This window comes from Paenibacillus sp. MCAF9, from assembly GCF_052114265.1.
In the GTDB taxonomy this organism is placed as follows: domain Bacteria; phylum Bacillota; class Bacilli; order Paenibacillales; family Paenibacillaceae; genus Pristimantibacillus.
Window position 1 is genome coordinate 323,443 of sequence record NZ_JBFREL010000005.1, and the last position, 25,855, is coordinate 349,297.

Sequence of the window (25,855 nt, forward strand, 5' to 3'; positions counted from 1 at the left end):
TTACAAGGCAACTTGCTTAGAAGGGGTATTCAAATAGTCGGAAATGTCAATGTAATCGTATCCGTGTGCATCGGCAACCGCTTTATAGGTTACAATGCCTTCAGCAATATTAATTCCTCTAGCAATAGCTTTGTTGTCTAGAGCAGCCTGCTTGTACCCTTTGTTGGCAATTTGTACGCCATAAGGAATCGTTACATTAGTTAAAGCAATCGTAGAAGTTCGAGCGACGGCACCAGGCATGTTCGCAACGGAATAGTGGATGACACCATGTTTTTCATAGGTAGGATTGCTGTGGGTAGTAATACGATCCACCGTTTCAATAGAACCGCCTTGATCAATGGCAACGTCGACGATGACAGACCCAGGCTGCATCGTTTTAACCATTTCCTCGGTAACTAAGCGAGGAGCCCTCGCTCCTGGAATAAGAACAGCACCGATTAAAAGATCAGCCTTTTTCACCGCTTCTGCGATGTTATAGCTATTGGACATTAGCGTTCGAATACGCCCGCCAAACATATCGTCAAGCTGCCGAAGGCGATCTGGACTTACATCGAGGACGGTAACAGAAGCACCGAATCCGACAGCGATCTTAATCGCATTTGTACCAACGATTCCGCCGCCGATAATGACCACCTCACCAGGTGCTACCCCAGGCACGCCGCCTAATAAAACACCTTTTCCGCCATGCGGCTTCTCAAGGAATTGGGCACCGATCTGGATCGACATCCGTCCGGCAACTTCACTCATTGGCATGAGCAGCGGCAAAGCTCCATTATCGAATTGAATTGTTTCATAGGCGATGGCCACGACCTTGCGATCGACCAATGCTTTCGTTAACTCTGCTTCTGGAGCAAGGTGAAGATAGGTATATAATAATAAGCCTTCACGAAAATAAACATATTCTTCTGCAAGCGGCTCTTTCACTTTAATAACCATTTCTGCAGACCAGACTTCCTGAGCAGTGGACACAATTTTAGCTCCTGCGGCTAAGTAGTCAGCGTCCGAGAATCCGCTGCCTGCTCCTGCTTGCGCTTCTATCCAAACCTCATGACCATTGTTCAAGAAGGCCGTTACTCCGGCTGGTGCAATTCCGACACGGTTTTCGTTGTTTTTAATTTCTTTTGGAACCCCGATAATCATCTGCTTTTCCATCCCTTCAACCAATTTTGTGCAAACAAGTTGACGCAGCATCAATATAAAATAAATATGACAAAGTGTCAATATTATTGTGCAAGAATGCCAAAAAGGCATACCGAGCCCTTATAAGTAAAGAGCGTCGGTATACATAGTTGTGATGGTATTCGCAATTTCTTCGAGAGTATATTGGTGTCTGTTATGAACAATATCCCATTGATACATTTCATTCGAATAGAACCATTGGCATGCAACGAGCTCTGCTTTTAAGTCTGTTCGAGCTAAACCATGCTGCTGAGAGTAGGTGATGTCAGTCGTTATGCTTTGAATAAGCTTGTGTCGTATTTCTTCCCATTTTGTATTTACCGCGGATGAGAGTCCCATAGCTTCAGCAAACACTTTCATCATGTCTCGTTCTGATTCGGCTATTTGGAAGAAGGTGAGTACTTGACTCTTAATGACCTTTTTAGCCTCTTCTTTGGATGTCGGTTGGAAGGAGATATTCGCGATATCAAAAAACTGCTGCATGACGTCTTCCATCAATACGATTAGAAAATCATCTTTTCCGGTAAAATGGGTATAGGCTGTACCATAACCGGTTTTTGCCAATTTAATAATTTGATTAATTGTACTGTTCTGGAAGCCTTCTTTTAAATAAACGGTTCTGGCTGCTTTTAAAAGCTTTTGCCTCGTTTGCTGCGATCTAAGGTGTCGACCGTCGATATCTTTTATTTCGTTTTCCATATAGGATCTCAACCTTTCAAGAGAATATTGCCTGTAGAGTACTATACATTCTAGTCGAATGACATCCCTATTGTAAATATAAAAAAGAATGGCGGTTCATCGACTATCATTCAAAATCAAATTTGTATAATTCTTATTGACATGATGTCATAATCATCATAATATGATAGATATCCAAGCTGAAAGTTTACAAAGGATGCACAATTTGTAAGCGGTTTATTTAAATAGTATACCTCATTTGGGATTCGATGGTGTTTTTTTTCAAAAAAACTGACATCTCGTCATCTTTATTCCCAGCTCATGCTTTTCTACTTAGAATGATATCCCTTTTATAAGGAGGTTTCAAATCATGCGAATCGATACGCATACGCATATTATACCTGAGCAGCTTCCCGATTTTTATCAGAAATACGGGGGAGATCGATGGCCGATATTAAATCGAACATGTACTTGCGGTGCTACGATTATGGTAGCCGGCAAATCATTTCGTGAAGTAACGGATCAAGTATGGAGCCCCAAAAAAAGAATAGAGGATATGGATAGGGAAAACGTCGATATGCAGGTTTTGTCTCCAATTCCAGTTACCTTTTCTTATTGGGCACCATTAGATGAAGCAATAGAGATGTCACGCATTCAGAATGACTTTATAGCTGAAAAGGTCGCGCAGCATAGAAACCGTTTTGCCGGGCTCGGTACCGTCCCGATGCAGGACGCTGATGCCGCTATTCGTGAAATGGATCGCTGCATGCATGAGCTTCATTTAAATGGAATTGAAATCGGCTCCAACATAAATGGCAAAAATTTAGACGATCCTTCCTTTATTGCATTTTTCCAAATGGCTGAAGAATGGAAGGTCCCCTTGTTCATTCATCCATGGGAGACACTCGGAAAAGATAGAACGCCAAGGCATAATTTCATGTATACGATAGGCATGCCAAGCGAAACGGCTCTAGCGGCAGCTACTTTTGTTTGGAGCGGCCTAATGGAGAGATTCCCAGATTTGCAGGTTTGTTTTGCTCACGGCGGCGGATCGTTTCCCTATATTCTGCCAAGGCTTGATCAAGGGTGGAACGTATGGCCGCAGCTTCGTTTAACAACGCATCCGCCCAGCTATTATGCCAAAAAAATGTTTTATGATTCTTTAGTGTTCGATCCTCTTAACCTCAAATTCATGATAGATAGATTTGGTCATGAACAAATTATGATGGGCTCTGATTACCCCTTTTTGCTAAGGGAGGTTCCTCCAGGCCAGGTCATCGAACAAAGCCTCAACTTAACCGAAGAAGAAAAGGCCGCTTTATTTGGCGGAAATGCTGCAAAATTCTTTCGTATCGGAGGTTCACCGCGTGATTCAATTTCGCAAAATAAATAAACATTATGGCTCGAACCACGTCCTGAAAGATATTGATCTAAACATCAAAGAAGGAGAAGTGGTTGTCATCATTGGTCCATCAGGATCTGGAAAAAGCACGCTTCTGCGCTGCATTAACCGATTGGAGAATGTTACTTCTGGAGAACTTGTTGTGAATGGCCATAAAGTGAATGACAAGCACACGAATATTAATGTCATGCGGCAAGAGATTGGAATGGTATTTCAGCATTTTAATCTATATCCACATAAATCAGTTATTGAGAACATCACGCTTGCACCTATCAAAGTACGAGGCATGCCAAAGAACGAGGCTGAGAAGCTGGCTATGTATTACCTTGATAAAGTTGGGATAACGGAGAAAGCAAATGTTTTCCCCTCCAAACTATCAGGCGGTCAGCAGCAAAGGGTTGCTATTGCAAGGGGACTTGCAATGAAGCCGAAAGTCATGCTTTTTGACGAACCGACATCTGCATTAGATCCTGAAATGGTTGGTGAAGTTTTAGACGTCATGAAAGCGCTAACACGAGAAGGCATGACTATGGTTGTGGTTACGCATGAAATGGGCTTCGCACGTGAAGTAGCCGATCGCGTTATATTTATGGATCAAGGTCAGATCGTTGAAGAAGGAAAACCTGAACATTTCTTTTCCAGTCCAAGTGAAGACAGAACGAGATTGTTTCTTAGTCGAATTCTGGTTCATTAATAAAAGGGAATAAGGGGGATTTACGTATGAAGAAATGGCAGAAGAATTTAAGTATAACGGTTGCATCGGTGTTGCTTACTGTTAGTATGGCTGGGTGCGGAGGTAAAGCAGAACCGGCATCAGGCAAGGATCAGAAAAAAATTTCCGTCGGAATTGGCGCAGATGCTTTTCCATTTGGTTATGTTGACACGGGAGATAACAAAACCAAAGGTTTTGACCTCGATATTGCAGCAGCTATCGTAAAAGACATCACGGGCTCGGAAGACAATATTGAATATGTTGAAGTGAATGGTAAAACAAGAATACCGATGCTCAAAAATGGCGACATCGATCTGATCGTTCGGACGATGACAATTACAGAAGAGAGAAAGCAGGAAGTGGATTTCTCTGATCCGTATTTCAGTGCAGGGCAATCACTGCTCGTGCCGGAGAATTCAGCAATTACAAGTATTGCAGATTTAAAGGGCAAGAAGGTTATCGCTGTTAAAGGAACGAGAGACGGCAAAGTAATTGAAGAAAAATCACCGGAAGCAGTCGTATCTGAATATGAGAACCTTGGCGAAGCGTTTACGGCGCTTAGCACGGGCAAAGGTGATGTGCTAACGACTGACAATGCTATTTTAATGGGACTTGCCTTGGAAAACCCGGGATATAAACTAGTTGGCGGTGTTATTGAAGATCAGCCATGGGGAATCGCAGTGAGAAAAGGCGATAAAGAAATGCTGGATAAGGTTAATGCTTCGCTAAAAAAATTAAAAGAAACCGGTGAGTACGACAAAATATATGAAAAATGGTTAAAACAAAAACCAGAATAATGGCAGGAGGGGACGAATGCGTTCATTCGTCCCTTTATCTCCTTAGACATCTAGAAGCGGAGAGGACTGAGTTAGATGTTGGATTTTTCAATTTTACTTGAATACAGGGAACAATTTTGGGCTGGTTTTCTAACAACGCTTCAGGTCAGTCTGCTCGCGCTGCTATTAAGTTTAGTGATTGGAACGATCGTTGCCGTCATGAAGATTTCTCCCGTGAAGCCCGTTAAGGGCTTGGCGACGATGTATATTGAATTTATTCAAAATACGCCCTTGCTCATACAAATCTTTTTCTTCTATTTTGGTTTACCGGCGGTAGGGATCCAATTAAATGCCTTTGTAAGCGGAACGCTTGGATTAGCCGTATATTCGGGTGCCTATATTGCAGAAGCGATTAGGGCAGGAATTCAAGCAGTACCTCATGGGCAGGTTGAGGCGGGGCGGGCATCAGGACTTACTTACATTCAAACGATGCGACATATTATTTTGCCGCAGGCGATTAAAGTTGTTATCCCGCCTCTTGGCAATCAATTTCTAAATTTGGTGATGGGCTCTGCTATTCTGGGATCGATATCCGGCAAGGATCTTATGTATTACGGGGACATTATTTCATCAGATACGTTTATTGTATTTGATGTATACATTTTTGTAGCTATTTTCTACTTAATATTGACGCTTCCGCTCAGTCTCTTTATCGGCTATCTAGAACGGAAATTATCGGCGAGCGATTAGAAAGGAGAGCTGTCATGGATTTCATAGGTGCTAACTCAGCGAATAATCTTCTTTACTTACTTAAAGGATTTTTAGTAACGATTGAAGTATCAGCTCTCTCTATTGTATTAGCCTTCGTATTTGGTACGATCATGGGCATTATTAGATATGCCAAAATTCCTATTATTGCGAGAATCATTGCTCTCTATGTAGGTTTAATTCGCAACATTCCGCTTCTGCTCGTCTTTTTCTTTATCTTTTTTGCACTGCCGGAAATTGGCTTAAAGCTGGACGTGTTTACCGCATCAGTTGCGGGCTTGACGATTTATGCGTCAGCTATGTTATGTGAAATTGTCCGCAGCGGTTTAAATTCCATTTCTAAGGGGCAGGTGGAGGCTGCAAGGGCTTCCGGCTTAACCTATGTCCAAACGATATGGCATATTATTCTCCCGCAAGCGCTAAAACGGATGATTCCGCCTATCGTCAGCGAGTGTACTTCTATTCTCAAAGGCTCATCGCTTGCTATCGTAATTACACTCCCAGAAATGATGCGAAGTGCACAAATTATTTATAACTATAATGTTAAGTTTGTTATTCCAATTTTAATGCTAGTCGCTATTCTTTACTTCATCGTCAATTATACGCTTTCTTTACTTGCACGCAGATTGGAAAGACGATTAACGATTTAATGTTGTGTGATCGATAGGGGAATGATGACTGAAAATGAGTCTTGGCGAATGGTAATTTCGACAGACTCTTATTTGTCGTTGCAGCTTTTTTTCAGAATAAAAGAATGACAAAAAAATGAAATTAATCATATTGACACTGTGTCATATTCAATATATTGTTAGGATGATTCTGGAATTACATCTGATGTTTTTGAAGGAGGCTGTTAAAGGGGCTGAATACGTTCGAGCTAAGAACAGCATGAATGTTTTGTCAGGGTTGCTCGATCAGATCAATTGCAAGCGTTTCCAAAAGGTGATGAATATTTTATTCCTGGAGGTTTTGAACTGATGAAAAAAGCGGTCAGGCAGCGAATTTTTAGTAGTGTTCTCCTCGTAACTGTTGTTAGTACGCTTATCTTTCCGTCTTTACCTATCTTTGCATCCTCTGATACAACTGCCGTTAAGGCAGAATCCAATTCAGGCGCCTATGTTGCGAAGCGCACAGGCGTCAACGTGAATGCACCTGATGCCGGACAACCGTATCCAGTAGACGAAACGCATAAAAGATTGCCAGGTGAGCCCGCCGAACCAGCAGAAGGCAGCTGGGGTTACAATGTAGAGACTGGCGTATTTACTCATCCGACGGTCATGCCGGAAAATGAAGGACCACAGCCGTTCAACGGCAGCTTGCCTTATCTAGACTTGAATCAATATATTAAAAACATGAAGGTTGAAGCCTTCTATCCATTCGTAGCGGGGTACGGACACAGCTGGCAAACATCCTTTGATTTGGATGGACGTCGCTATTTGTATGACTATGAGACCAATCAATACAATTTGTTTGATATAACGGATCCGCTAAAGGCCGAGCTTATTACGACAAAATGGATCGATAAACAAGCGGGTGAACATCAATTTGGCCCATTTAACGTGAAGTACAACGAGGAATTAGATAAAAATTTAGCTGTTCAGTGCTATGAGGTTCCGCGCTACGGCAAAATAACGAATAAGTACACGAATCCAGACGAAGTAAAGGCAATTCGCGACTTTGAAATGCTGCGCGGCTTCCGAATTTACGAGGTGAACGGCCCGAACTGGACGGATTGGAAAATTCTTTCCGAGACGCCGCTTGATTCAAGCGCTTACTCCAAAGATAAGCCTCAGCAGGGATCTGGATGCCAAGATATCCCAGTCTATTCCGGCGATAAATATTTATTTGTTGCAGGTGCTCCAGACGACAGCTACGCGAACACAGAATATAAAACCTATCTTTATTCAGGTGCACAGCTTGTCTATGACATCTCTGATCCAACAAAACCAAAGCAGCTATCGATTTGGTCAGTACCTGGACAACGCACCGGCGAAGAAGCACAATATAATCTAAATCCGCGAGCGGGTAATAAAACAAGCTGGATGGGATCGCGAATGCCGTTGTTTATTCCGAAGACAGTAGAAGAAGGCGGAAAATACGGTTATGCAGCGATGGGGGGATTAGGCTTCTACATTGTAGATATTTCTGATCCGAACAATATGAAGACGGTATCGCATCTTGAAATGCCGATGAGCTTTGCAGGCACTGAGGGCGATAATATCGACGTCAGTAAAGTAGAGACGACAGGCATGGTTTATTACAGCGGTTATCCGCTCAGCGAGGATTGCCATGAGCCGTATAAAGAAATTTACGCAATTGATGTTAAAGATTCGCTAAATCCGAAAATAGCAACGATTATGCCGCGTCCAACGCCGCCGGCAGATGCGCCGTTTACGGACTATTGCCAGCGTCGAGGCAGCTTCGGACCGAAGCGTACCGGCTATGCTGAAATTCAGCCAGGTACGCCAAGCCAACAATATATGCCCTATGCATTCTACAATGCAGGCATTCAAATGTTTGATCTTAAAGATCCGTTAAAACCAACGATTGCTGCTTATTTTGTGCCGAAAATGTCAGGCGAATTGACTGACGATGAAGGTAAAAAGTATATGAGCGATCAATCTGATCCCGTGCATGGCACCTTTGTAGAATGGGATCGCCATTTAATTTGGGTGTTCTCTGGTCATGGGATGTACGTCCTTTCTTCGCCGCTTCTTGGTGATCCTGTTAGCGGACTGCCTAAGGCGAGTCTCCAGCTTAACGGTGAGGCGGCACTTCCTTTGGCGGCACAGCCTTTTAGCAAAGATGGTTCAACGCTCGTTCCCTTACGTACTATTTTTGAGAAATTAGGTTATGAAGTGAAATGGAATGGTGCTTCCAAGACGGTAACGGGGACAAAAGACGGCGTTACCATTCAACTGCAGATTGGGCAGAAGGAAGCAACGGTGAATGGAGTGAAGAAACCGATGGCTGCTTCTTCAGTCATGGTGGGCGGTACAACGTATATTCCGATCTCCTTTATTGAACTAGCAACCGGAAGTAAAGCCGTGTGGAATCAGGATGATAAGGCGATAGTTGTGACTAGTATTTAAGATGATTTGGCAGGGAGAAGACCGCAGTAGTGCCGATTGGCGACGCGGTCTTTTCCCTTTTTTAATGCGCTTTCAAATAAAACTGACATATCGTCAATATTAATATTGACACGATGTCGACATTATCTTATAGTGAAAACAAGATCAGCTTTTATCCAAAAAATATCGATTTGAAGGTGAGGGTTTATTATGGCAACTGCTAAATCATTAACCGCTTTTAATCTTTTGAAATGGATTGAAGATAACAAGGAGCAGCTCAAACCACCCGTTAATAACAAGGTAATATGGGAAGATTCTGAGTTTATTGCCATGGTGCTTGGCGGGCCGAACAGACGCAGAGACTTTCACATTGATCCGTCCGATGAGTTCTTCTATCAAGTGAAGGGCTCTTGTTATGTGGAATGTATTACCGAGGCTGGCGAGCGTAAGGTTGTTGCCGTTAATGAAGGCGAAGTATTCATGCTGCCGGCAATGGTACCGCATTCACCGCATCGTGTGGCTGACACGTTTGGCATCGTTATTGAGCGCAAACGCGACAAAGGGGAGCTAGAGGATTTTGTATGGTTTTGCGAGAGCTGCAATCACGAGATGCACCGCGTTACCGTACAGTTAACCGATATTGAAACACAGGTAAAAGGAGCGATCCACAGCTTCAATTCAAATATAGAAGTGCGTACTTGCAAATCATGCGGACATGTAATGTCTGAAGAAGTTAAGGAATGGAAACCAGAATAAGAAGGTGACTTAGGTGGAAAATCAAGCGCTGGCAACACCGGAAGAAAACTTGCAAAAGCTTGGCATTACGCTTGGCTCCTCACGTCCGCTGGTAGGCAATTATGTAACCTGCGTTAGGGCGGGGAACCTGCTCTTCACAGCAGGTCAGGGGGTAGATGAGTATCATGGAAAACTGGGCAGGGATTTAACCGTCGAGGAAGGTTATCTGGCTGCACGGCAATCGATGATTAATTTATTAAAAGTCGTGAAGCAGGAGCTCGGCGAGCTTAGCAAAGTGAAACGTGTGGTCAAAATTTTAGGTTTCGTAAATAGCACAGAAGATTTCACGCAGCAGCCGAAAGTAATGAATGGCGCATCTGACTTGCTGGTTGATGTTTTCGGAGATAAGGGCAAGCATGGAAGATCCGCGGTTGGAATGGCGCAGCTCCCAAACAATACAGCCATTGAAATTGAAATGACTCTCGAAATTGAAGAGTAGGAGGGCTGTAGATGAATCATGACATTATAGCAAATCCTGCTGTAAAAGATGCGAAGCTATTTATCGGCGGCGCATTCGTAGATTCCATTTCGAGTGCCACATTCGATACGATTAATCCGGCAACGAATATGAAGCTGGCCTCAGTGGCAATGGCGAATGAAGCAGATACGATCAGGGCGATCGAGGTAGCGCAGAGAACGTTCGAAAGCGGTATTTGGAGCCATATGACAGTAGAGAAAAGAGCCGAAATTTTATGCCGCATGTCCGATTTGATTATGCAAAGGTATCAAGAAATTGCGGTACTAGAAACACTTGATGTCGGCAAGCCGATTAAAGAAAGCCGTGGCTTTGATATACCGAGAGCGGCATCGAATATGAGATTTTTTGCCGAAATGGCACTCTATCATCATGCTGAAAATTTTGAAAAGCAAGGCATGATGTCCTATACCAAATATGCACCAGCGGGCGTAACCAGCATCATTATTCCTTGGAACTTGCCCTTCATGCAAATGACCTGGAAGGTATCGGCAGCACTTGCAGCTGGCAATACGGTTGTTGTTAAACCAGCTTCGAACACACCGCTCAGTGCTTTTGTTCTTGGGGAAATTGCAAATGAAGCTGGGCTTCCTCCGGGCGTATTGAACATCATTGCCGGATCAGGCAGCACGGTTGGCACAATTATGGCTTCCCATCCTTATGTTCGCCGAATTTCATTCGTCGGCGAGTCGGGTACAGGTAAGACGGTCATGCGAAATGCAGCAGAATCATTGATTCCAGTTTCTCTCGAGCTGGGCGGCAAATCAGCTAATATCGTTTTTGAAGATGCTGATTTGGATGAAGTTGTGAAAGGCTCAATCGATGCCATCTACCGTAATCAAGGACAAATCTGTCTTGCCGGCTCACGTATGCTGCTTCATGAAAGCGTATACGATACGTTTTTGGAAAAATTTATTGCAGCTGTTAATCGAATAAAAGTAGGTATGCCGCTTGACGAAGAGACGGATATGGGGGCACTCGTATCCAAATCACATCTCGAAGAGGTCCACAGCTATGTGGAGATAGGACTCGCTGAGGGTGCGAAACTCGGCTGCGGAGGCACACGCGTCGAAGGGCTTGGAAATGGCAACTTCTATAAGCCAACTGTGCTTTATGATGTAGACAACAAGATGCGAGTTGCGCAGGAGGAGATTTTTGGACCGGTTCTCGTGGTCATTCCATTCAAGACAGAAGAAGATGCGATTCGAATAGCAAACGACTCGATTTATGGACTTGCTGGCGTCGTTTGGACGAATGACCTGCGCCGCGCACATCGTGTGGCCGCTTCTGTAAACTCCGGATTGTTTTGGATTAATTGCTGGTATTTCCGCGATCTGCGTACCCCATTTGGAGGCTCGAAAGCTAGTGGAATCGGCCGTGAAGGCGGTCGTCATAGCTTTGATTTCTATACAGAAGCCAAATCGATCACGATGAAGCTATAAGGAAGATGGTGACGATATCGTCACCATCCGCTTTATTTTTAGGAGGAAAGAGAGGACATTTACTATGAACCCAATCATCAATACGCTGGCAAGTGAACTATTGGAAGCGGAAGCGACAAAAGTGGCTATCGCACCTTTTACTGAACGTTATTCGGAAATAACTGTAACCGATGCCTATCACGTACAATTGCAGGTCGTCAAGCAAAGGCTGGAGGCAGGTCGTCACATTATAGGCAAGAAAGTTGGACTAACAAGCAAAGCGATGCAAACGATGCTGAATGTCAATGAGCCGGATTATGGACATTTGCTTGATGATATGGAAGTGCAAGATCAAAGCATCGTAAAAGCAAAGGAAATGATCGCACCTCGCATTGAAGCGGAAATCGGCTTCATCCTTGATCGGGATCTGAAGGGGCCGGATGTAACGTTCCTCGATGTGCTGCTAGCTACAAAATATATTGTGCCTACATTAGAAATTATTGATAGCCGAATTGCGGATTGGAAAATCAAGCTGATCGATACGGTAGCTGACAATGGTTCATCGGCAAAAGTTGTGATCGGGAAGAAAAAAACGTCTATCGACAATATAGATTTACGCGATCTTGGAATGATTTTATTTAAAAATGGCGAGCAAGTCGCAACGGGAGCGGGAGCAGCTGCACTCGGACATCCAGCCCATGCGATTGCATGGCTTGCGAACAAGCTTAGTGAATTTGATATTTCATTAAAGGCTGGAGAAATTATTTTGCCGGGTGCTTTGTCAGGAGCGGTTCAGGTTAAAGCCGGAGACCACATCGAAGCACGATTTGGTTCTATCGGGTCGGTATCCGTAGCATTCGAGTAGGAGGACAAACCATATGGGGAAATTGAAAGCAGCTATTATCGGATCTGGCAACATCGGTACGGATTTAATGTACAAGCTGGAAAGAAGCCATTGGCTTACGCTTACAGCGGTAATCGGCATCGATCCGAATTCGGAAGGACTTGAGCGGGCCAAAGGACGCGGATATGCGACTTTTTCGAATGGCATTCAGGGGCTTATCGACAATCCTGAGCTTGCAGACATTATTTTTGATGCTACTTCCGCCAAAGCTCATGTTAAACATAATGAAGTGCTGCAAAAGATGGGCAAAATGGTCATTGATTTAACACCGGCAGCAGTTGGGCCATTCCTATCCCCTGTCGTAAACATGGGCAATCATCTGCAAGCGACGAACGTCAATATGATCACATGCGGGGGGCAAGCAACGATCCCGATCATTCATGCTATAAATGAAGCGGCGGACGTCGTTTATGCTGAGATTGTAGCGACAATCGCAAGCAAAAGCGCGGGGCCAGGCACGCGAGCTAATATCGATGAGTTTACGATTACAACACGCCGCGGTATAGAAGAGGTGGGCGGTGCAGATCGTGGAAAAGCGCTAATCGTCTTAAATCCAGCAGATCCGCCGTTTATGATGCGAGACACCGTCTATTGCGAAGTGAAAAATATGGATGAGGCCGTGATAAGCAAAGCGATTTATGACATGGTTGAACGCGTAAAAGAATACGTGCCAGGCTATCGCTTGAAGCAGGAGCCTATTTTTGATGGAAATCGAGTATCGGTGTTTCTCGAGGTAGAGGGAGCGGGAGATTACTTCGCGCCATACGCAGGCAATCTTGATATTATGACGGCTGCCTCTGTCCGGGTAGCTGAAGATTATGCAAAAAACCGCCTATCAAACCAGTCTAGCGAAACGAATAGCGAGGTGTAAAGGGTGAACCGAAAAAGTAATCAGCCGGTCCAAATTACGGAAGTGTCCTTGCGGGATGGCAGCCATGCGGTTGCACACCAATTTACAGAGGAACAGGTACGGAGCGTTGTTCGTGCGCTTGATGATGCGGGCATGCACAATATTGAAGTCAGCCATGGCGATGGTTTAGGCGGGTCGACTTTGCAGTATGGCCGTTCGCTCGTTGATGAAATGAAGCTGATTGAAGCAGCCGTAGATGAAAGCAAACAAGCGAAGATCGCCGTTCTACTGCTGCCGGGCATAGGGACGGTTCATGAGCTGAAGCAAGCAAGAGCTCTAGGGGCGAGTCTAGTACGAGTAGCAACCCATGTCACGGAAGCAGATGTGTCAGCCCAGCATCTTTATATGGCTAGAGAGCTCGGCATGGAAGCGATTGGTTTCCTGATGATGTCGCATTCCGCTCCCGTAGAAAAACTGGTGGAACAAGCGAAATTGATGGAAAGCTATGGCGCTGAGGCTGTGTATGTGACGGATTCTGCCGGAGCGCTGCTGCCGCATCAGGTTCGTGAGCGAATTGAAGCGTTAAAACAAGCCTTATCGATAGAAATTGGTTTCCACGCGCACAATAATCTGTCTTTGGCAGTTGCCAATACGCTTGTAGCAATCGAAGAAGGGGCAACTCGAATTGATGGCAGCGTGCGATGCTTGGGGGCTGGAGCGGGCAATACCCAAACAGAGGTTTTAATTGCGGTGTTAGATCGATTAGGTCTGAATATCGGGATCGATTTGTATAAAATGATGGATTTGGCTGAGCATATCGTCGGTCCACTTCTTCAGCGCCCGCAAGAAATTGTCACGGGCAGTCTCGTGATGGGTTATGCGGGTGTATACTCCAGCTTCCTGCTGCATGCGGATCGCGCAAGCAAAAGATTTGGCATTGACTCGCGCGACATTCTAATTGAGCTTGGCAGAAGGGGCATTATCGGCGGACAAGAAGACATGATTGTTGATGTTGCCGCAGAGCTGGCGGACAGATATAAGAACGGGGTGTTGTAAACGATGGAGATCACACGCGAAATGGAACAAGAAATCGCAACGTATTTGTACGATGCCGAGAAAGAGTGCAGAGAAGTAATTAAGGTTACAGATCAATATCCAGACTTAACGATAGAGAAGGCTTATGATGTGCAAAAGCAGCTGTTGCAGCGCAAGATTCAAGCTGGCACGCGCTCGATTGGCTATAAGCTGGGGCTGACTAGCAAAGCAAAGCAGGAAATGATGGGTGTCTATGAAGCGATTTACGGTGAGCTGACTAGCGATATGCTAGCTTTGGAATGGGAATCTATCGATTTCAAACAGTTGATTCATCCGAAGGCTGAGCCGGAAATTGCTTTCTTTATAGGCGAGGATTTGCAAGGAACGAATATAACCGGTGAAGATGTGCTGCGTGCAACGCAGTATGTTGCTGCAGCGATTGAAGTAATAGACAGCAGGTATTTGGATTTCAAGTTTACGCTTGCGGATGTTGTAGCGGACAATTGCTCATCGGCTAAATTTATAATTGGCAGCAAAATGGTTCCCGTGCGAGAGTTGAATTTGCCTGAAATCGGCGTTGTGCTCTCGAAAAACAATCAAGTGATGGCTACTGGCGCCGGTGCCGCGGTGCTGGGCGACCCCGCTGTATCGGTCGCATGGGCTGTTAATAAGTTAGGCGAGCGCGGCTTAGGGCTGCGCAAAGGCGATATCGTGCTGAGCGGAGCGATTACGGAAGCGATTGCTTTTCAGCCGGGAGATACAATTCAAGCACAGTTTGCTCATCTGGGAAGTGTATCTTTAAGCTGCGTATAAGCATGGCTTGGAAATGAAAATGACATTCAAACTGATAACAGTTTGGGTGTCATTTTTAGTTTGTTTTGGTTGAGGGGATGCTTACATTTTCATTTTCATTCCTAACGAACTCAGTAGACGCTATTGGGCAGGAAATTGTGTTTTCTGAACGCTAACGAACTCCAGTGGCGTTATTGCTCAAATTGATGTCCAAATGTGAGGTAACTTAGGCAAATAGGGAGTGTGGGGTTCGTTAGAAATTAAAACAAGCCTAATTTGATCAAATAGCGACTGTGGAGTTCGTTAGAACATGCAGGAGGAGGGATGGGGGAGTAGGCTTACCAGATGCGTTTACTAAACGGGGATTGAAACTCATTCCTTACTATTAATAAACTCCGTAATAATGTCTACCGTACCGCTTCAAAAACCCCCGTTCCACTATTTGCGGAGAGGGGGCTGCGTTACATTTGTTATTCGTTTAGTCAACTAGGCAACAACGCCGCGTTTGGCATCAAATGCTTCGTACTGCCTCTCTACAATGATGTTCTTGAGAATTTGTACGGTTTGCCAAACGTCTGCATAGGTCGTGTAGAGAGCAACTGGTGCAAGGCGCACGACGTTCGGAGAACGGTAGTCGGGGATGACATGATTTTGCTTAAGAGCTTTGCATATTCGAATCGCCTCATCGTGCTCCAAGCTGATATGGCCGCCGCGGCGGTCATCCTCTTGCGGATTTGCAAGCACGTAACCAAGACCCGGCAGCTCATGATTAATTAACTCGACCATGTAGCGTGAAATATGCAGTGACTTCTCGCGAATTTGTTCGATTGAAGTCATGTCAAAAATTTCCAATGCTCCAATGAGCGGTGCGATGCTGAATATATGCGGCGTTCCGATTTGATAAGCGCCTGCAGTGTGCTCGACTGTTAAATTGTGCTCCATATCGAATTGCTTGCTTTTATTAGAGCTGTACCAACCCGTTAAACCAGGAACACGGCCAAAATGCTTCTTGTTCACATAAAGAGAGGCAACGCCGCCCGGTCCGCCATTCAAATATTTATAATTGCACCACAGCGCAAAATCCACGTCCCAATCACTGAAATAATGAGGAATAGAGCCTACCGAATGACAGCCATCAAACCCAATTATTATACCTCGAGCATGTGCTTCTGCTGTTAGACGTTTAATATCTAGTAATTGTCCGCTTCTATATAGCACGGTCGGAAGCAGTATGACAGAGATCTCCTCGGACATTGCTGCGATAATATCATCTTCTTCAATCATTCGGCCATCACGGCTGGCTACACGAACCAAATGTGTCTCGGGATCATACCCTTTTAGGCGAAGCTGGCTTTGAAGAGCATAAATGTCGGTCGGAAAATCGAGATCAGTTGCCATTATTTTCGTACGATTGCCTGATGGTTGATAGAAGGTTGACACAAGCTGATGAATATTCGTCGATGTAGAACCTGTAATAATTACTTCCTCCGCATCTGCTCCGACAAGGGCAGCCATCTGCTTGGAAAGGGATTCAGGCAAGAAAAACCATGGGCGCTCGCCCTGGGTCCAACCATCGATCGTTTGTGTTTTCCATGACTCAAGCATCTCAAGCATCGTTCGTTCAGAGCGTTTGGAAATGAGGCCAAGCGAATTTCCGTCTAAATAAATCATGCCGTCAGGTACATAAAACTCTTCGCGCAAATGTGCCAGCTTATCCATATGATCTAATTGTTTGGCGTACTCTAACGAATAATCCTGCGTAATCGCTTTCAATTATGTCACCTCTTCTTGAGTAAATTCTACTATTGTTTAGATAACTATATTATAATTATGACATGGTGTCAATATTATTCAAAATGGTGTACAATCAACAAAACGAGTCGATCAAGTGGCTGGCGTAAATCGTCTTAACATTCATACTCACTTCAGTATATGACGCATATATAAAAACATAGTAAATAATATGTGATTTATGCGTCTTATATAATTATATATTGCCTACTAAATATTTATATGTTATGTATTATATAGATTTAAATCATAACAGGGGGTAATGGTAATGGAGGTTGGAGTGGGCATTAGCGGCACGGGTAGAATTGGCAGATTACTTATACGCAGAGCTTTTTCCAAAAAAATGAAAGGACTGAGGGTTAAAGCGGTCAACTCAACCTATCCTGTTGAGACCATTGCACATTTATTAAAATATGACACGGTACATGGCATCTGGGATGCAGATGTATCTGTACAGGATGGAGATCTCCGGATTAACAATAATAAGATTAAATATTTAACGGAAAAAGATCCGTCGCGGCTTCCTTGGAAGGAGCTGGGCGTAACGCTGGCAATTGATGCGACGGGTAAGTTTACAGATCGTGAAGGTGCATCAAAACATATTGCAGCAGGTGCCGAGACGGTACTGATTACTGCTCCTTGCAAGGGAGCCGACCTTACGGTTGTGATGGGAGTTAACGAGCATCGCTTTGATTCGAATCGACATCGCATTATCTCCGCAGCCTCTTGTACGACAAACTGCGTTGCTCCAGTGCTAGATGTGCTAGATCAAGCTTACGGCATAAAGCAGGCATGGATGACTACGATACATTCCTACACCAGTGATCAGAATCATATGGACAATCCTCACAAAGATCTTAGACGTGCACGTGCATGTGCACAATCCATTATCCCCACTTCAACGGGAGTAGGTAAAGCGCTTACTGATGTATTGCCGCACTTAGCTCCGCTCGTTCAAGGGATCTCGGTACGTGTTCCGACTCCGAATGTATCGCTAGTTGATTTGACTGTTCATCTGGCCAAAAAGACTTCATATGAGGAAGTAAAACAAGCTTTTGTATTTTCCGCTGCGACGAACTTGAAATCTTATCTTGATGTAGTCGATATACCGCTTGTTTCATCGGATTACATTGGAAATGAGTTTTCAGCTATTATTGATGGTTCATCTCTTATGGTGAGCGGAGACCAATTAAAGGTTTTGGCATGGTATGACAATGAGTGGGCTTATTCCTGCAGAGTAATGGATTTGGCGCAATGGGCATGTAACCCACATTCTATCGGGGGTGTTGAGGGATGGAAACAAACCGCTGCAAGGTAAAAATGGGAGTGATACTCTGTAAGCATTGCGATTCAGTCATTGATACCTTGGATACTGAAAAAGTAACGGTCTATTACTTGGAGTGCAGTCAAGCCAATTGCACGAATTACAATTCCGGGAGAAAACAAGGAGGCACGAGTGATGACGAGCAATAGAGTGCTGTTCTTTCATGAAGGCAACGCAGGGATGAAGCATCTGCTCGGTGGAAAAGGTGCGAATTTGGCAGAAATGACGAATGCCGGACTTCCAGTTCCTCCTGGGTTCACAGTTACAACGGAGGCTTGCAGAGCTTATTATGCTGGAGGGCAGCTTTTGCCGGAAGGTCTATTCGTGGAAATTCGGAATGCTTTAATGTTAGTGGAAAAGCTGAAAGGACAATCATTCGGCGGGGATGAGAATCCGCTGCTGGTATCAGTCCGCTCGGGCTCGGTTAATTCAATGCCCGGAATGATGGACACTATTCTTAACCTAGGGCTTAACGATGTTACGGTAGAGGCGCTTGCTCGCCAAACGGGAAACCCGCGTTTCGCTTATGATTGTTATAGAAGGCTCATCCAAATGTTCGGTAACGTCGTATTTGATATTGAAGGTTTATATTTTGAATCACTGCTGCATCAATTGAAGCTAAGCAGATCTATAGAAGATGATAAGGATTTGCCGGCAGAAGCTTGGATGGAATTGATTGTTTCCTATAAACAGTTAATTGAAGCAAAATCACGCCAAATGTTTCCGCAAAATGTTTACACCCAGCTTGAGCTAGCCGTCGAAGCCGTATTTCGTTCGTGGAACAATCACCGGGCAATCGTCTATCGGAAAGCATATAACATTCCAGATTATCAAGGAACAGCAGTAAATATTCAATCGATGGTATTCGGCAATATGGGGGATAATTGCGGAACAGGAGTATTGTTTACCCGAAATCCTTCAACGGGCGCCAAGATGCTCTACGGGGAGTACTTGATCAACGCCCAAGGTGAGGACGTTGTTGCTGGCGTGCGAACACCTCTGCCGATTGCAAAGCTGGAGCAGGAAATGCCAGCAGTATTTAAACAACTTGTAGAAACAGCCGCTAAGCTGGAAGCTCATTATAAGGATATGCAGGATATTGAATTTACGGTGGAGAACGGCTCACTGTTCATTTTGCAGACACGGAATGGGAAAAGAACGGCACAAGCAGCGGTAAAGCTAGCTGTTCATTTTGCCAAGGAAGGCATACTGAAGCGGGAGGAGGCGCTCGCTCGAATAGAGGTGGAGCATTTGGATAAATTGCTTCACCGAGCGATTGATGAGGATGCTAAGCTGGATGTGCTGGCAACGGGACTGCCAGCATCGCCGGGAGCAGCTACGGGGCAAGTTGTTTTTGATGCTGACAAGGCTGAGGAATGGGTGCGCGAAGGCAAAAGGGTTGTGCTTGTCAGCGCAGAGACAAGTCCGGAAGATATTCACGGCGTAATCGCTGCCGAAGGCGTGTTAACAAGCCGTGGGGGGATGACAAGCCACGCCGCCGTTGTGGCACGGGGAATGGGGAAGCCATGTGTATGCGGCTGCGAAGAAGTTCGCATCGATAAAGATCCAGCGTTATTCACTGCCGGTGAAATCACGGTACGTGAAGGCGATTGGATAACGCTGGACGGTTCCACTGGACGCGTAATTTTGGGCGGAGTGACGCTCAAAGAACCAGAAATTAGCGTGGAGCTGGAGGAGCTGCTCGAATGGGCGGATGAAGTGCGCGATTTGGCTGTTCGAACGAATGCCGACACACCGGAGGATGCGGAGAAAGCAAGAGCATTCGGCGCAGAAGGCATCGGTCTATGCAGAACGGAGCATATGTTCATGTCCGCGGAGCGCTTGCCTGTCGTTCAAGCCATGATCCTGGCGGATACGAAGGAGGAGCGGCAACGAGCACTCGATCTGCTTCTCCCGATGCAGCAAAGCGATTTCGAAGGTATATTTACCGCGATGGATGGTTTTCCTGTAACAATAAGGCTGCTCGACCCTCCTTTACACGAATTTTTACCGCATTTGGAGGAGCTGGTCGTGAGACAGCAGCAAATACTCCTAGCTGCAAATGTTCACGAGCATGTCAGCGAAAAGCAAGCATTGGATGCTCTTATACGCAAGGTGCGCAATCTGCAAGAGATGAACCCGATGCTTGGACAACGAGGCTGTCGTTTAGGCATTCTTTTCCCCGAGATTTACGAAATGCAAGCCATTGCGATATTCCATGCTGTAGTGAATTGTAAAAATAGAGGAATTCAAGTTTTACCTGAAATTATGATTCCTCTTGTGGGGCATGCGAACGAGCTGAAAGTGATGCGATTGCTTGTTGAAGGTGCTGCTGATACGGTGCTTGGCCCAAATAAAGAACACATATCATATAAAATAGGGACGATGATTGAGGTGCCTAGAGCGGCGTTAACCGCAGACAAAATTGCCGATCATGCTGACTTTTTCTCTTTTGGTACAAATGATCTGACACAAATGACCTTCGGCTATAGTCGGGACGATGCGGAGGGCAAGTTTCTCAGTCACTATGTTGACCATGAGATATTACCCGTAAATCCATTTCAGGTGCTGGACACCGAAGGGGTTGGTCTTTTAGTCGAATGGGCTGTTCAGAAAGGCCGATTACGTAAACCGCAGCTCAAAACAGGCATTTGCGGGGAGCATGGCGGGGATAAGGAATCGATCTTTTTCTGCCACAACGCGGGATTAAATTATGTCAGCTGTTCCCCTTACCGGGTGCCTCTGGCAAGAATAGCTGCGGCTCAAGCTAAGATGAAATTCGGAAAACAATGATGCACAATGAGCAGCAATATTTAGTCATTTGCTCTGACTCAATTGGCGAAACCGCCGAGGCGGTTGCTCAGGCGACCATTCGTCAATTTAACCCAGAGCAAGTTGCGGTCAGGCGGTTCAGCAATATACGAAGTGTAAATGAGGTTCGGCAAGTTGTTAAGGAAACGGCAGAAAAGGGTGGTTTTATCGCTTATACGCTAGTCCAGCCAGAACTGCGGGAAATGATGAAAGCAGAAGCCACACGATTTCAAATTCGCGCAGTGGACATTATGGGTCCGATGCTTCAGGCGTTTGTGGACACGTATGGAAATACGCCTAAACGACAACCGGGCCTGCTCCATGAAATGAATGAGGATTACTTTCGGAGAATAGAAGCGATGGAGTTTGCGGTCAAATATGATGACGGTCGGGATGCCCGCGGCATGCTGCAAGCCCAGGTCGTTCTGATTGGCGTATCACGTACATCAAAAACGCCGTTAAGTATCTATTTGGCGCATAAAGGCATAAAATCCGCGAACTTGCCCATCATGCCAGAGGTCAATCCACCTATGGAGCTATTCAAAATTCCAAGCCGCCGCATCATTGGACTTACAATGGATGCTGAGCATATTCTTAATATCCGCACGGAGCGGTTGAAAGTGCTTGGACTTCCTACGGGGTCCCAATATGCAACATTTCAGCGTATCATAGAGGAGCTGGAATACGGGCAAGCGTTAATGAAGCAATTAGGCTGCGTCGTTATCAATGTGTCGAACAAAGCGATAGAAGAAACGGCTGGACTTATTATGGACTATATTTAATCTTACAAAAGCGGGAATGTCCCTTAAGGTCTATGACCTTGAGAGACAGTCCCGTTTGCATTTTACTCTGAACAGGGTGCCAATAACGCTTGAAGCTCATATACCCATTGAAAAATGCCTGTAAAAATAACGGATTGGACAATAAATGCTAGTTCAGCATCATATTTCGTTTTTGCATCGGTTATCATATTTTGCATGGCCAATGCTTTTTGATCTTCGGAGCAATAACCATAAATATACGTTCCGGCTGGCAATACGGCCATATTGTCTGCCTCGGCAGGCCACTTTTCACAGACACCAAATAGGACAGAATGGTTTTCAGACTGCTCTTTTTCTAATGTCGTCAATATAAATGCTGTATGTTCGAAAATAAATGAATCTCCCTCGCCGCCACTGCTATATTGCATGAGCAGATCCTGCAGCAGTTGGAAATTTTCAATGCTCGGCTGCTGGATAGAAGGAAACGTTAAGATCATTCTTTTTGGAATTTGTTTGCACGAAAAAATATGATCGGAAAGCTGCTCTGGTATGAGTGTCGTACGCGTTTCATACTGTTCTCTCAAAGCTAAAAGCAATTTTTTAGTTTGTTGCAGTTGTTTAATTTCCTGATCTATTTTATCTTCAGTCGCTATCAGACAAGGAATAATATATTCATAATGGTCATTTGCGAACAGCTCTTTTATATCGTTCAAAGGCATACTTCGTTGTTTGCAAAAGTTAATCACGTTCAGATAAACCAATTCCTCATCTGAATAATAGCGATAACCCGTGTGAACATCTACTTTTGCAGGCTTCAACAAGCCAATTCTGTCATAATGCCGTAAGGTTTCTATGGTCGTGCTGCTTCGTTTGGCAGTTTCTCCGATAGAGTAGTATGTCCTCATGTCAATCTGCTCCTATTGACTCTTATGTTACACAAGAGTTTATGATTTTCATTGTAATTAAATTCGATTGATTATACAAACAAGAGCTAAACAGCATGAATCTAGAAAGGAAGAAATTCCAATTGAACAAATGGTATAAGCTCGATAATGCTGCAAAGCTTTTTCCATCCGTTACGAATACAAAAAACACTTCTGTTTATCGAATTTCAGCCGTATTGAAGGATAGAATAGATGCTGACGCCTTGCAAAAAGCGGCTGATACCGTATTTGATCGTTTTCCGATGTTTACCGTTAAACTACGTAAAGGTGTGTTTTGGAATTACTTGGATGAAAATACGGAGAAAATTGTGATCGAAGAGGACGAGCAGTATCCATGCCGGGATATTGATCCGAATACGAATAACGGTTACTTATTTAAGGTTTTATATTATCAAAATAGAGTATCAATTGAAGTTTTTCATTCCCTTACGGATGGCAATGGAACCATTGAATTTTTAAAATCACTTTTATACTATTACCTCATATATTTGGGGGAAAACATCGATCCTGAAGGAAAAATTTTGCTCGCGGATACTGGAGTGGATGTGCTTGATATGGAGGACAGCTTTCGCAGGTATTACCAGGATTGTTATGTTGAACGAGTGATAGCGAGCAAATCTTATCATGTTAAAGGTACACGCTTTGAGCACTTCGGAAACAATGTGGTGCACGGCGTTGTTAGTGCTTCTGCATTGAATGCACTTGCCAAGCAAAAGGGCTGTACGATAACAGCGTATTTAACGACATTGCTCATTTACTCTATTTATCAAACAAGAATTAAATTTAGTGAGCAAAATGCCCCGGTGGTCATATCTATTCCAGCCAATTTACGCAAAGCCTTCCCGTCGCGAACGCTTCGCAATTTTTTTGGCGTTGTAAATATCGGAATAAAAGTAACCGAGGACGCTTCATTTGATGAGCTCATTATTCGAGTAAATGAAATGTTAAAGCAGAAAACTGGAAAAGAAAATTTGCAAAATATTATTTATAACAATGTAGCGCTCGAACGCAACAAAGCTACTCTTTTTATTCCGCTGTTTCTCAAAAGCTGGTTTGTTGATTTTGGTTTTCGCACACTAGGAGAAAGCAGAAGAACGATGACGTTATCCAATGTTGGCAACATCATTTTGCCGCAGCAAATGTATAACTATATCGACGTTATTGAGGCTGTAGTCTATCCATCAAATAAAAGCCCAGTAAGCTGCGGCGTCTGTACGGTTAATGATAAGCTGACGATTACGTTTACGAGAAGTATTGTAGAAGCCGATATACTGCAATATTTTTTCTCTTATTTAGCGGCTCAGGCTGGGCTTGACGTGAGAGTATATTCAAATGATTGGGGGAGGAATGGATGAGGTTATGCAATCGATGCAATGTGAGCGTTGACGATCAGCACGACTATTGTCCGTTATGCTCGAGGCCTCTTGGGAATCGCGGGAATAGTGCGTCAGAGTACCCCTCCTATTCAAAATTACATCAAGAAACAGCCGTATTTACACGTACGAAGCTGTTTTTGTTTTTAACGATATCGGCTATAGTACTCTCGATTACGATTAATTTATTAACGTTGCAGCTCAATCCTAAATTGTGGTCTGCGATTGTGACGACCGGGTTAATCTATGCATGGGTTATTGTAAAAGATACGATATTGTCAAAGGTGCATATCGGCAAAAAGATATTGTTTCATTACGCGATATTAGCGCTTTTTTTACTCGTAATCGATATTTTTGTTGGGTTTATGAAGTGGTCAACCACCTATGCCATTCCGCTGTTTGGTATGGCAGCAACTTTTGTGATGACTCTGCTCGCCATTATAAAAAAATCGTTATGGCATAATGATATCGGTTATTTATTAGCTATGTTTTTCATCAGCCTATGTCCTGCGATTTTATTTATTTTTCAATTAGCGGATGTCATTTGGCCAAGTGTGGCAGCGATTGTTTACTCATTGCTCACGATCATCGGCATGATTATTTTCTCGGATCGGCAATTTAAAGAGGAAATAAAGAAACGGTTTCATTTTTAAAAGGTTTAGAAAGATTTAATTCATATCATCGAAGAAAAGGAGCAGATCTCAAAATCATGCTCCTTTTTTTGTTACATATTGACAATTAAATTGTACTAGTGCAATAATACAATCAAGAGATAAGGCAGGTGATGTGTACGTGCTAAATTTTTATGAATTAAAGCTAAACAACAAGGAGCCCGTATACGTGCAGGCCGCATTGTATGTGAAGAGGCAAATACTGCTGGGGAAAGTTGAATCGGGAGATAAGCTGCCGTCTAGGCGAGAAATAGCTGCACAACTGAACATTAATCCGAATACAGTGCAAAAGGCTTTTAAGCTTATGGAGGATGAAGGTTATGTTCGCACGAGCAGTACGCTCGGCAGTGTTATTTATGTAGATGAGGCGATCTTAAAGCAAATTGAAGCTGAGCTGACGGATGAGTTAGTGAAAGCGTTTATTGGCTCCGCTAAGGAGATTCACTTGTCGTTCCAACAAGTCATCTCCCTCATTAGCGAGCGTTGGGAATAGTTTTTTTTGGCGTATCTGTACTACTACTATAATACAATTGAGGTGGTATCATGAGAACCTTTTATCGACTGCTGCAATATGAATTTTCAACCTGGTTGAAAGCGATTATGCTGCTTTGCACAGCTGTAATCGTTATCCCTCTTTATCTGCTCCACATGTTTGTCAAAGACTATGGTGAATATACCGTTCACGAGCGCTATGAAAATATTTATGCCTCTTCAGGCTGCATCATCGTATTCCTCCTATGCATAGCAGCAGCATGCGGGTTTTTCTTAAAGACGATTTATACAGGTTATTGGGGCAGTAAAAGTATATACATGTTTTTATCACTGCCTGTAAGGCGTGAATCGATTTATTTTAGCAAAATCGTTGTTTTTGTCATTTGCTTGCTCATGCTGCTCGGGTCGCAGCTAATTAGCATAAAGCTTGGATACGATGTGGTATCGGCGAAGTTTGCGAGCTATGGTGAAGGCCGCTTTTCGATGACAAATGGACTTTTTTTAGCTGTTATCCGTTCTGATTTTTTTCGAATCATCATGCCATTAAACCTAAGCAGAATCTTATCATCAGCAAGTATTTTATTTATGATCACAACAGCTCTATATTACGGGGCTTTATGCGAACGAAGCAAAAGGTACTGGGGTTTTGTCGCTATTGGAGCCGCGGTTATCGTGGCAATTAAAGTACTGAGCTATCGAATGAGTGAATCCTATTCTTATGCAGCACCAAGTCATTTGTATATTAGCAGCTCAATCATGCTTGTTTTAAGTGGATTTTTCATATGGCACAGCATCAAGCTAATAAAAAAAGCAGCTATCGCTTAAGAAAG

25 protein-coding genes are annotated in these 25,855 nt (G+C 44.0%); 21 read left to right on the forward strand and 4 right to left on the reverse strand.

Going from position 1 to position 25,855, the window contains the following annotated elements:
• Together ald and AB4Z45_RS11740 are read right to left on the reverse strand one after the other, a co-directional pair.
• On the reverse strand, positions 1-1,140 hold the full coding sequence (ald, locus tag AB4Z45_RS11735; protein ID WP_441909419.1) for an alanine dehydrogenase: 1,140 nt from the start codon (positions 1,138-1,140) through the stop codon (positions 1-3).
• Between the two features lie 120 nt (positions 1,141-1,260).
• A complete protein-coding gene (locus AB4Z45_RS11740) occupies positions 1,261-1,878 on the reverse strand; it encodes a TetR/AcrR family transcriptional regulator (protein WP_441909420.1) in 618 nt (205 codons plus the stop codon).
• A gap of 349 nt (positions 1,879-2,227) precedes the next feature.
• Here AB4Z45_RS11740 and AB4Z45_RS11745 point away from each other — a divergent pair, with 349 nt between their 5' ends.
• The 13 genes from AB4Z45_RS11745 to AB4Z45_RS11805 all read left to right on the forward strand — a co-directional run bounded on the left by AB4Z45_RS11745 (position 2,228) and on the right by AB4Z45_RS11805 (position 14,879).
• Complete coding sequence (locus tag AB4Z45_RS11745; protein WP_441909421.1) at positions 2,228-3,250, forward strand: amidohydrolase family protein; 1,023 nt, start codon at positions 2,228-2,230, stop codon at positions 3,248-3,250.
• Positions 3,189-3,953: an amino acid ABC transporter ATP-binding protein gene (locus tag AB4Z45_RS11750; RefSeq protein ID WP_441909422.1), complete on the forward strand. Its 765-nt coding sequence runs from the start codon at positions 3,189-3,191 to the stop codon at positions 3,951-3,953. Before AB4Z45_RS11745 ends, AB4Z45_RS11750 begins: the two co-directional genes overlap by 62 nt.
• Positions 3,954-3,979: 26 nt before the next feature.
• Positions 3,980-4,768 carry a transporter substrate-binding domain-containing protein gene (locus AB4Z45_RS11755; RefSeq protein WP_441909423.1) on the forward strand — a complete coding sequence of 263 codons (789 nt, stop codon included), beginning with the start codon at positions 3,980-3,982 and terminating at the stop codon, positions 4,766-4,768.
• Positions 4,769-4,843: 75 nt separating this feature from the next.
• Positions 4,844-5,497 (forward strand): amino acid ABC transporter permease, encoded by a 654-nt coding sequence (locus tag AB4Z45_RS11760; RefSeq protein WP_441880947.1) that lies wholly within the window; start codon positions 4,844-4,846, stop codon positions 5,495-5,497.
• A 14-nt stretch (positions 5,498-5,511) separates the two neighbouring features.
• Complete coding sequence (locus tag AB4Z45_RS11765; protein ID WP_441909424.1) at positions 5,512-6,165, forward strand: amino acid ABC transporter permease; 654 nt, start codon at positions 5,512-5,514, stop codon at positions 6,163-6,165.
• 327 nt (positions 6,166-6,492) lie between these two features.
• Positions 6,493-8,607, forward strand: a complete 2,115-nt coding sequence (locus AB4Z45_RS11770; protein ID WP_441909426.1) for a stalk domain-containing protein — start codon at positions 6,493-6,495, stop codon at positions 8,605-8,607.
• A gap of 189 nt (positions 8,608-8,796) precedes the next feature.
• Positions 8,797-9,342: a 3-hydroxyanthranilate 3,4-dioxygenase gene (locus tag AB4Z45_RS11775; RefSeq protein ID WP_339203835.1), complete on the forward strand. Its 546-nt coding sequence runs from the start codon at positions 8,797-8,799 to the stop codon at positions 9,340-9,342.
• Between the two features lie 13 nt (positions 9,343-9,355).
• Positions 9,356-9,820: a RidA family protein gene (locus AB4Z45_RS11780; protein ID WP_339203834.1), complete on the forward strand. Its 465-nt coding sequence runs from the start codon at positions 9,356-9,358 to the stop codon at positions 9,818-9,820.
• An 11-nt stretch (positions 9,821-9,831) separates the two neighbouring features.
• Positions 9,832-11,298 carry an aldehyde dehydrogenase gene (locus AB4Z45_RS11785; RefSeq protein ID WP_441909428.1) on the forward strand — a complete coding sequence of 489 codons (1,467 nt, stop codon included), beginning with the start codon at positions 9,832-9,834 and terminating at the stop codon, positions 11,296-11,298.
• 64 nt (positions 11,299-11,362) lie between these two features.
• Complete coding sequence (locus AB4Z45_RS11790; RefSeq protein ID WP_441909429.1) at positions 11,363-12,142, forward strand: 2-keto-4-pentenoate hydratase; 780 nt, start codon at positions 11,363-11,365, stop codon at positions 12,140-12,142.
• Between the two features lie 13 nt (positions 12,143-12,155).
• Positions 12,156-13,052, forward strand: coding sequence for an acetaldehyde dehydrogenase (acetylating) (locus AB4Z45_RS11795; RefSeq protein WP_441909431.1), 897 nt, complete (start codon positions 12,156-12,158; stop codon positions 13,050-13,052).
• Positions 13,053-13,055: 3 nt separating this feature from the next.
• Positions 13,056-14,087 carry a 4-hydroxy-2-oxovalerate aldolase gene (dmpG, locus tag AB4Z45_RS11800; RefSeq protein WP_441909433.1) on the forward strand — a complete coding sequence of 344 codons (1,032 nt, stop codon included), beginning with the start codon at positions 13,056-13,058 and terminating at the stop codon, positions 14,085-14,087.
• A 3-nt stretch (positions 14,088-14,090) separates the two neighbouring features.
• Positions 14,091-14,879, forward strand: a complete 789-nt coding sequence (locus AB4Z45_RS11805) for a 2-keto-4-pentenoate hydratase (protein ID WP_441909434.1) — start codon at positions 14,091-14,093, stop codon at positions 14,877-14,879.
• A gap of 465 nt (positions 14,880-15,344) precedes the next feature.
• Here AB4Z45_RS11805 and kynU read toward each other — a convergent pair whose 3' ends face one another.
• Positions 15,345-16,631: a kynureninase gene (kynU, locus tag AB4Z45_RS11810; RefSeq protein WP_441909436.1), complete on the reverse strand. Its 1,287-nt coding sequence runs from the start codon at positions 16,629-16,631 to the stop codon at positions 15,345-15,347.
• Between the two features lie 286 nt (positions 16,632-16,917).
• On the opposite strand from kynU, the gene gap reads away from it, so the two are divergent.
• From gap to AB4Z45_RS11830, 4 genes are read left to right on the forward strand one after another with little or no spacing between them, the layout of a single operon-like run.
• A complete protein-coding gene (gene gap / locus AB4Z45_RS11815; RefSeq protein WP_441909437.1) occupies positions 16,918-17,967 on the forward strand; it encodes a type I glyceraldehyde-3-phosphate dehydrogenase in 1,050 nt (349 codons plus the stop codon).
• Positions 17,968-17,969: 2 nt separating this feature from the next.
• Positions 17,970-18,122 carry a GapA-binding peptide SR1P gene (locus AB4Z45_RS11820; protein WP_441909540.1) on the forward strand — a complete coding sequence of 51 codons (153 nt, stop codon included), beginning with the start codon at positions 17,970-17,972 and terminating at the stop codon, positions 18,120-18,122.
• Positions 18,109-20,766, forward strand: a complete 2,658-nt coding sequence (ppdK, locus tag AB4Z45_RS11825; protein WP_441909438.1) for a pyruvate, phosphate dikinase — start codon at positions 18,109-18,111, stop codon at positions 20,764-20,766. The genes AB4Z45_RS11820 and ppdK overlap by 14 nt, the downstream gene beginning before the upstream one ends.
• Positions 20,766-21,566 carry a pyruvate, water dikinase regulatory protein gene (locus AB4Z45_RS11830; RefSeq protein WP_441909541.1) on the forward strand — a complete coding sequence of 267 codons (801 nt, stop codon included), beginning with the start codon at positions 20,766-20,768 and terminating at the stop codon, positions 21,564-21,566. The genes ppdK and AB4Z45_RS11830 overlap by 1 nt, the downstream gene beginning before the upstream one ends.
• A 62-nt stretch (positions 21,567-21,628) precedes the next feature.
• On the opposite strand, the gene AB4Z45_RS11835 is transcribed toward AB4Z45_RS11830, so the two are convergent.
• Positions 21,629-22,450 (reverse strand): MerR family transcriptional regulator, encoded by an 822-nt coding sequence (locus tag AB4Z45_RS11835; protein ID WP_441909440.1) that lies wholly within the window; start codon positions 22,448-22,450, stop codon positions 21,629-21,631.
• A gap of 122 nt (positions 22,451-22,572) precedes the next feature.
• On the opposite strand from AB4Z45_RS11835, the gene AB4Z45_RS11840 reads away from it, so the two are divergent.
• The 4 genes from AB4Z45_RS11840 (at position 22,573) to AB4Z45_RS11855 (ending at position 25,850) form a co-directional block, all read left to right on the forward strand.
• A complete protein-coding gene (locus AB4Z45_RS11840) occupies positions 22,573-23,844 on the forward strand; it encodes an alcohol acetyltransferase (protein WP_441909442.1) in 1,272 nt (423 codons plus the stop codon).
• Positions 23,841-24,515 carry a DUF6320 domain-containing protein gene (locus tag AB4Z45_RS11845; protein WP_441909443.1) on the forward strand — a complete coding sequence of 225 codons (675 nt, stop codon included), beginning with the start codon at positions 23,841-23,843 and terminating at the stop codon, positions 24,513-24,515. Before AB4Z45_RS11840 ends, AB4Z45_RS11845 begins: the two co-directional genes overlap by 4 nt.
• Before the next feature lie 139 nt (positions 24,516-24,654).
• Positions 24,655-25,026, forward strand: a complete 372-nt coding sequence (locus AB4Z45_RS11850) for a GntR family transcriptional regulator (RefSeq protein ID WP_441909444.1) — start codon at positions 24,655-24,657, stop codon at positions 25,024-25,026.
• A 50-nt stretch (positions 25,027-25,076) separates the two neighbouring features.
• Positions 25,077-25,850, forward strand: coding sequence for a hypothetical protein (locus AB4Z45_RS11855; RefSeq protein ID WP_441909445.1), 774 nt, complete (start codon positions 25,077-25,079; stop codon positions 25,848-25,850).
• Positions 25,851-25,855: the final 5 nt, after the last annotated feature.

Excerpts from the sequence above, each read along its gene's own strand:
- ald (WP_441909419.1), bottom strand. The coding sequence starts at position 1,140 with ATGATTATCGGGGTTCCAAAAGAAATTAAAAACAACGAAAACCGTGTC.
- AB4Z45_RS11740 (WP_441909420.1), bottom strand. The coding sequence starts at position 1,878 with ATGGAAAACGAAATAAAAGATATCGACGGTCGACACCTTAGATCGCAG.
- AB4Z45_RS11745 (WP_441909421.1), top strand. The coding sequence starts at position 2,228 with ATGCGAATCGATACGCATACGCATATTATACCTGAGCAGCTTCCCGAT.
- AB4Z45_RS11750 (WP_441909422.1), top strand. The coding sequence starts at position 3,189 with ATGCTGCAAAATTCTTTCGTATCGGAGGTTCACCGCGTGATTCAATTT.
- AB4Z45_RS11755 (WP_441909423.1), top strand. The coding sequence starts at position 3,980 with ATGAAGAAATGGCAGAAGAATTTAAGTATAACGGTTGCATCGGTGTTG.
- AB4Z45_RS11760 (WP_441880947.1), top strand. The coding sequence starts at position 4,844 with ATGTTGGATTTTTCAATTTTACTTGAATACAGGGAACAATTTTGGGCT.
- AB4Z45_RS11765 (WP_441909424.1), top strand. The coding sequence starts at position 5,512 with ATGGATTTCATAGGTGCTAACTCAGCGAATAATCTTCTTTACTTACTT.
- AB4Z45_RS11770 (WP_441909426.1), top strand. The coding sequence starts at position 6,493 with ATGAAAAAAGCGGTCAGGCAGCGAATTTTTAGTAGTGTTCTCCTCGTA.
- AB4Z45_RS11775 (WP_339203835.1), top strand. The coding sequence starts at position 8,797 with ATGGCAACTGCTAAATCATTAACCGCTTTTAATCTTTTGAAATGGATT.
- AB4Z45_RS11785 (WP_441909428.1), top strand. The coding sequence starts at position 9,832 with ATGAATCATGACATTATAGCAAATCCTGCTGTAAAAGATGCGAAGCTA.
- AB4Z45_RS11790 (WP_441909429.1), top strand. The coding sequence starts at position 11,363 with ATGAACCCAATCATCAATACGCTGGCAAGTGAACTATTGGAAGCGGAA.
- AB4Z45_RS11795 (WP_441909431.1), top strand. The coding sequence starts at position 12,156 with ATGGGGAAATTGAAAGCAGCTATTATCGGATCTGGCAACATCGGTACG.
- AB4Z45_RS11805 (WP_441909434.1), top strand. The coding sequence starts at position 14,091 with ATGGAGATCACACGCGAAATGGAACAAGAAATCGCAACGTATTTGTAC.
- gap (WP_441909437.1), top strand. The coding sequence starts at position 16,918 with ATGGAGGTTGGAGTGGGCATTAGCGGCACGGGTAGAATTGGCAGATTA.
- AB4Z45_RS11820 (WP_441909540.1), top strand. The coding sequence starts at position 17,970 with ATGGGAGTGATACTCTGTAAGCATTGCGATTCAGTCATTGATACCTTG.
- ppdK (WP_441909438.1), top strand. The coding sequence starts at position 18,109 with ATGACGAGCAATAGAGTGCTGTTCTTTCATGAAGGCAACGCAGGGATG.
- AB4Z45_RS11830 (WP_441909541.1), top strand. The coding sequence starts at position 20,766 with ATGCACAATGAGCAGCAATATTTAGTCATTTGCTCTGACTCAATTGGC.
- AB4Z45_RS11835 (WP_441909440.1), bottom strand. The coding sequence starts at position 22,450 with ATGAGGACATACTACTCTATCGGAGAAACTGCCAAACGAAGCAGCACG.
- AB4Z45_RS11845 (WP_441909443.1), top strand. The coding sequence starts at position 23,841 with ATGAGGTTATGCAATCGATGCAATGTGAGCGTTGACGATCAGCACGAC.
- AB4Z45_RS11855 (WP_441909445.1), top strand. The coding sequence starts at position 25,077 with ATGAGAACCTTTTATCGACTGCTGCAATATGAATTTTCAACCTGGTTG.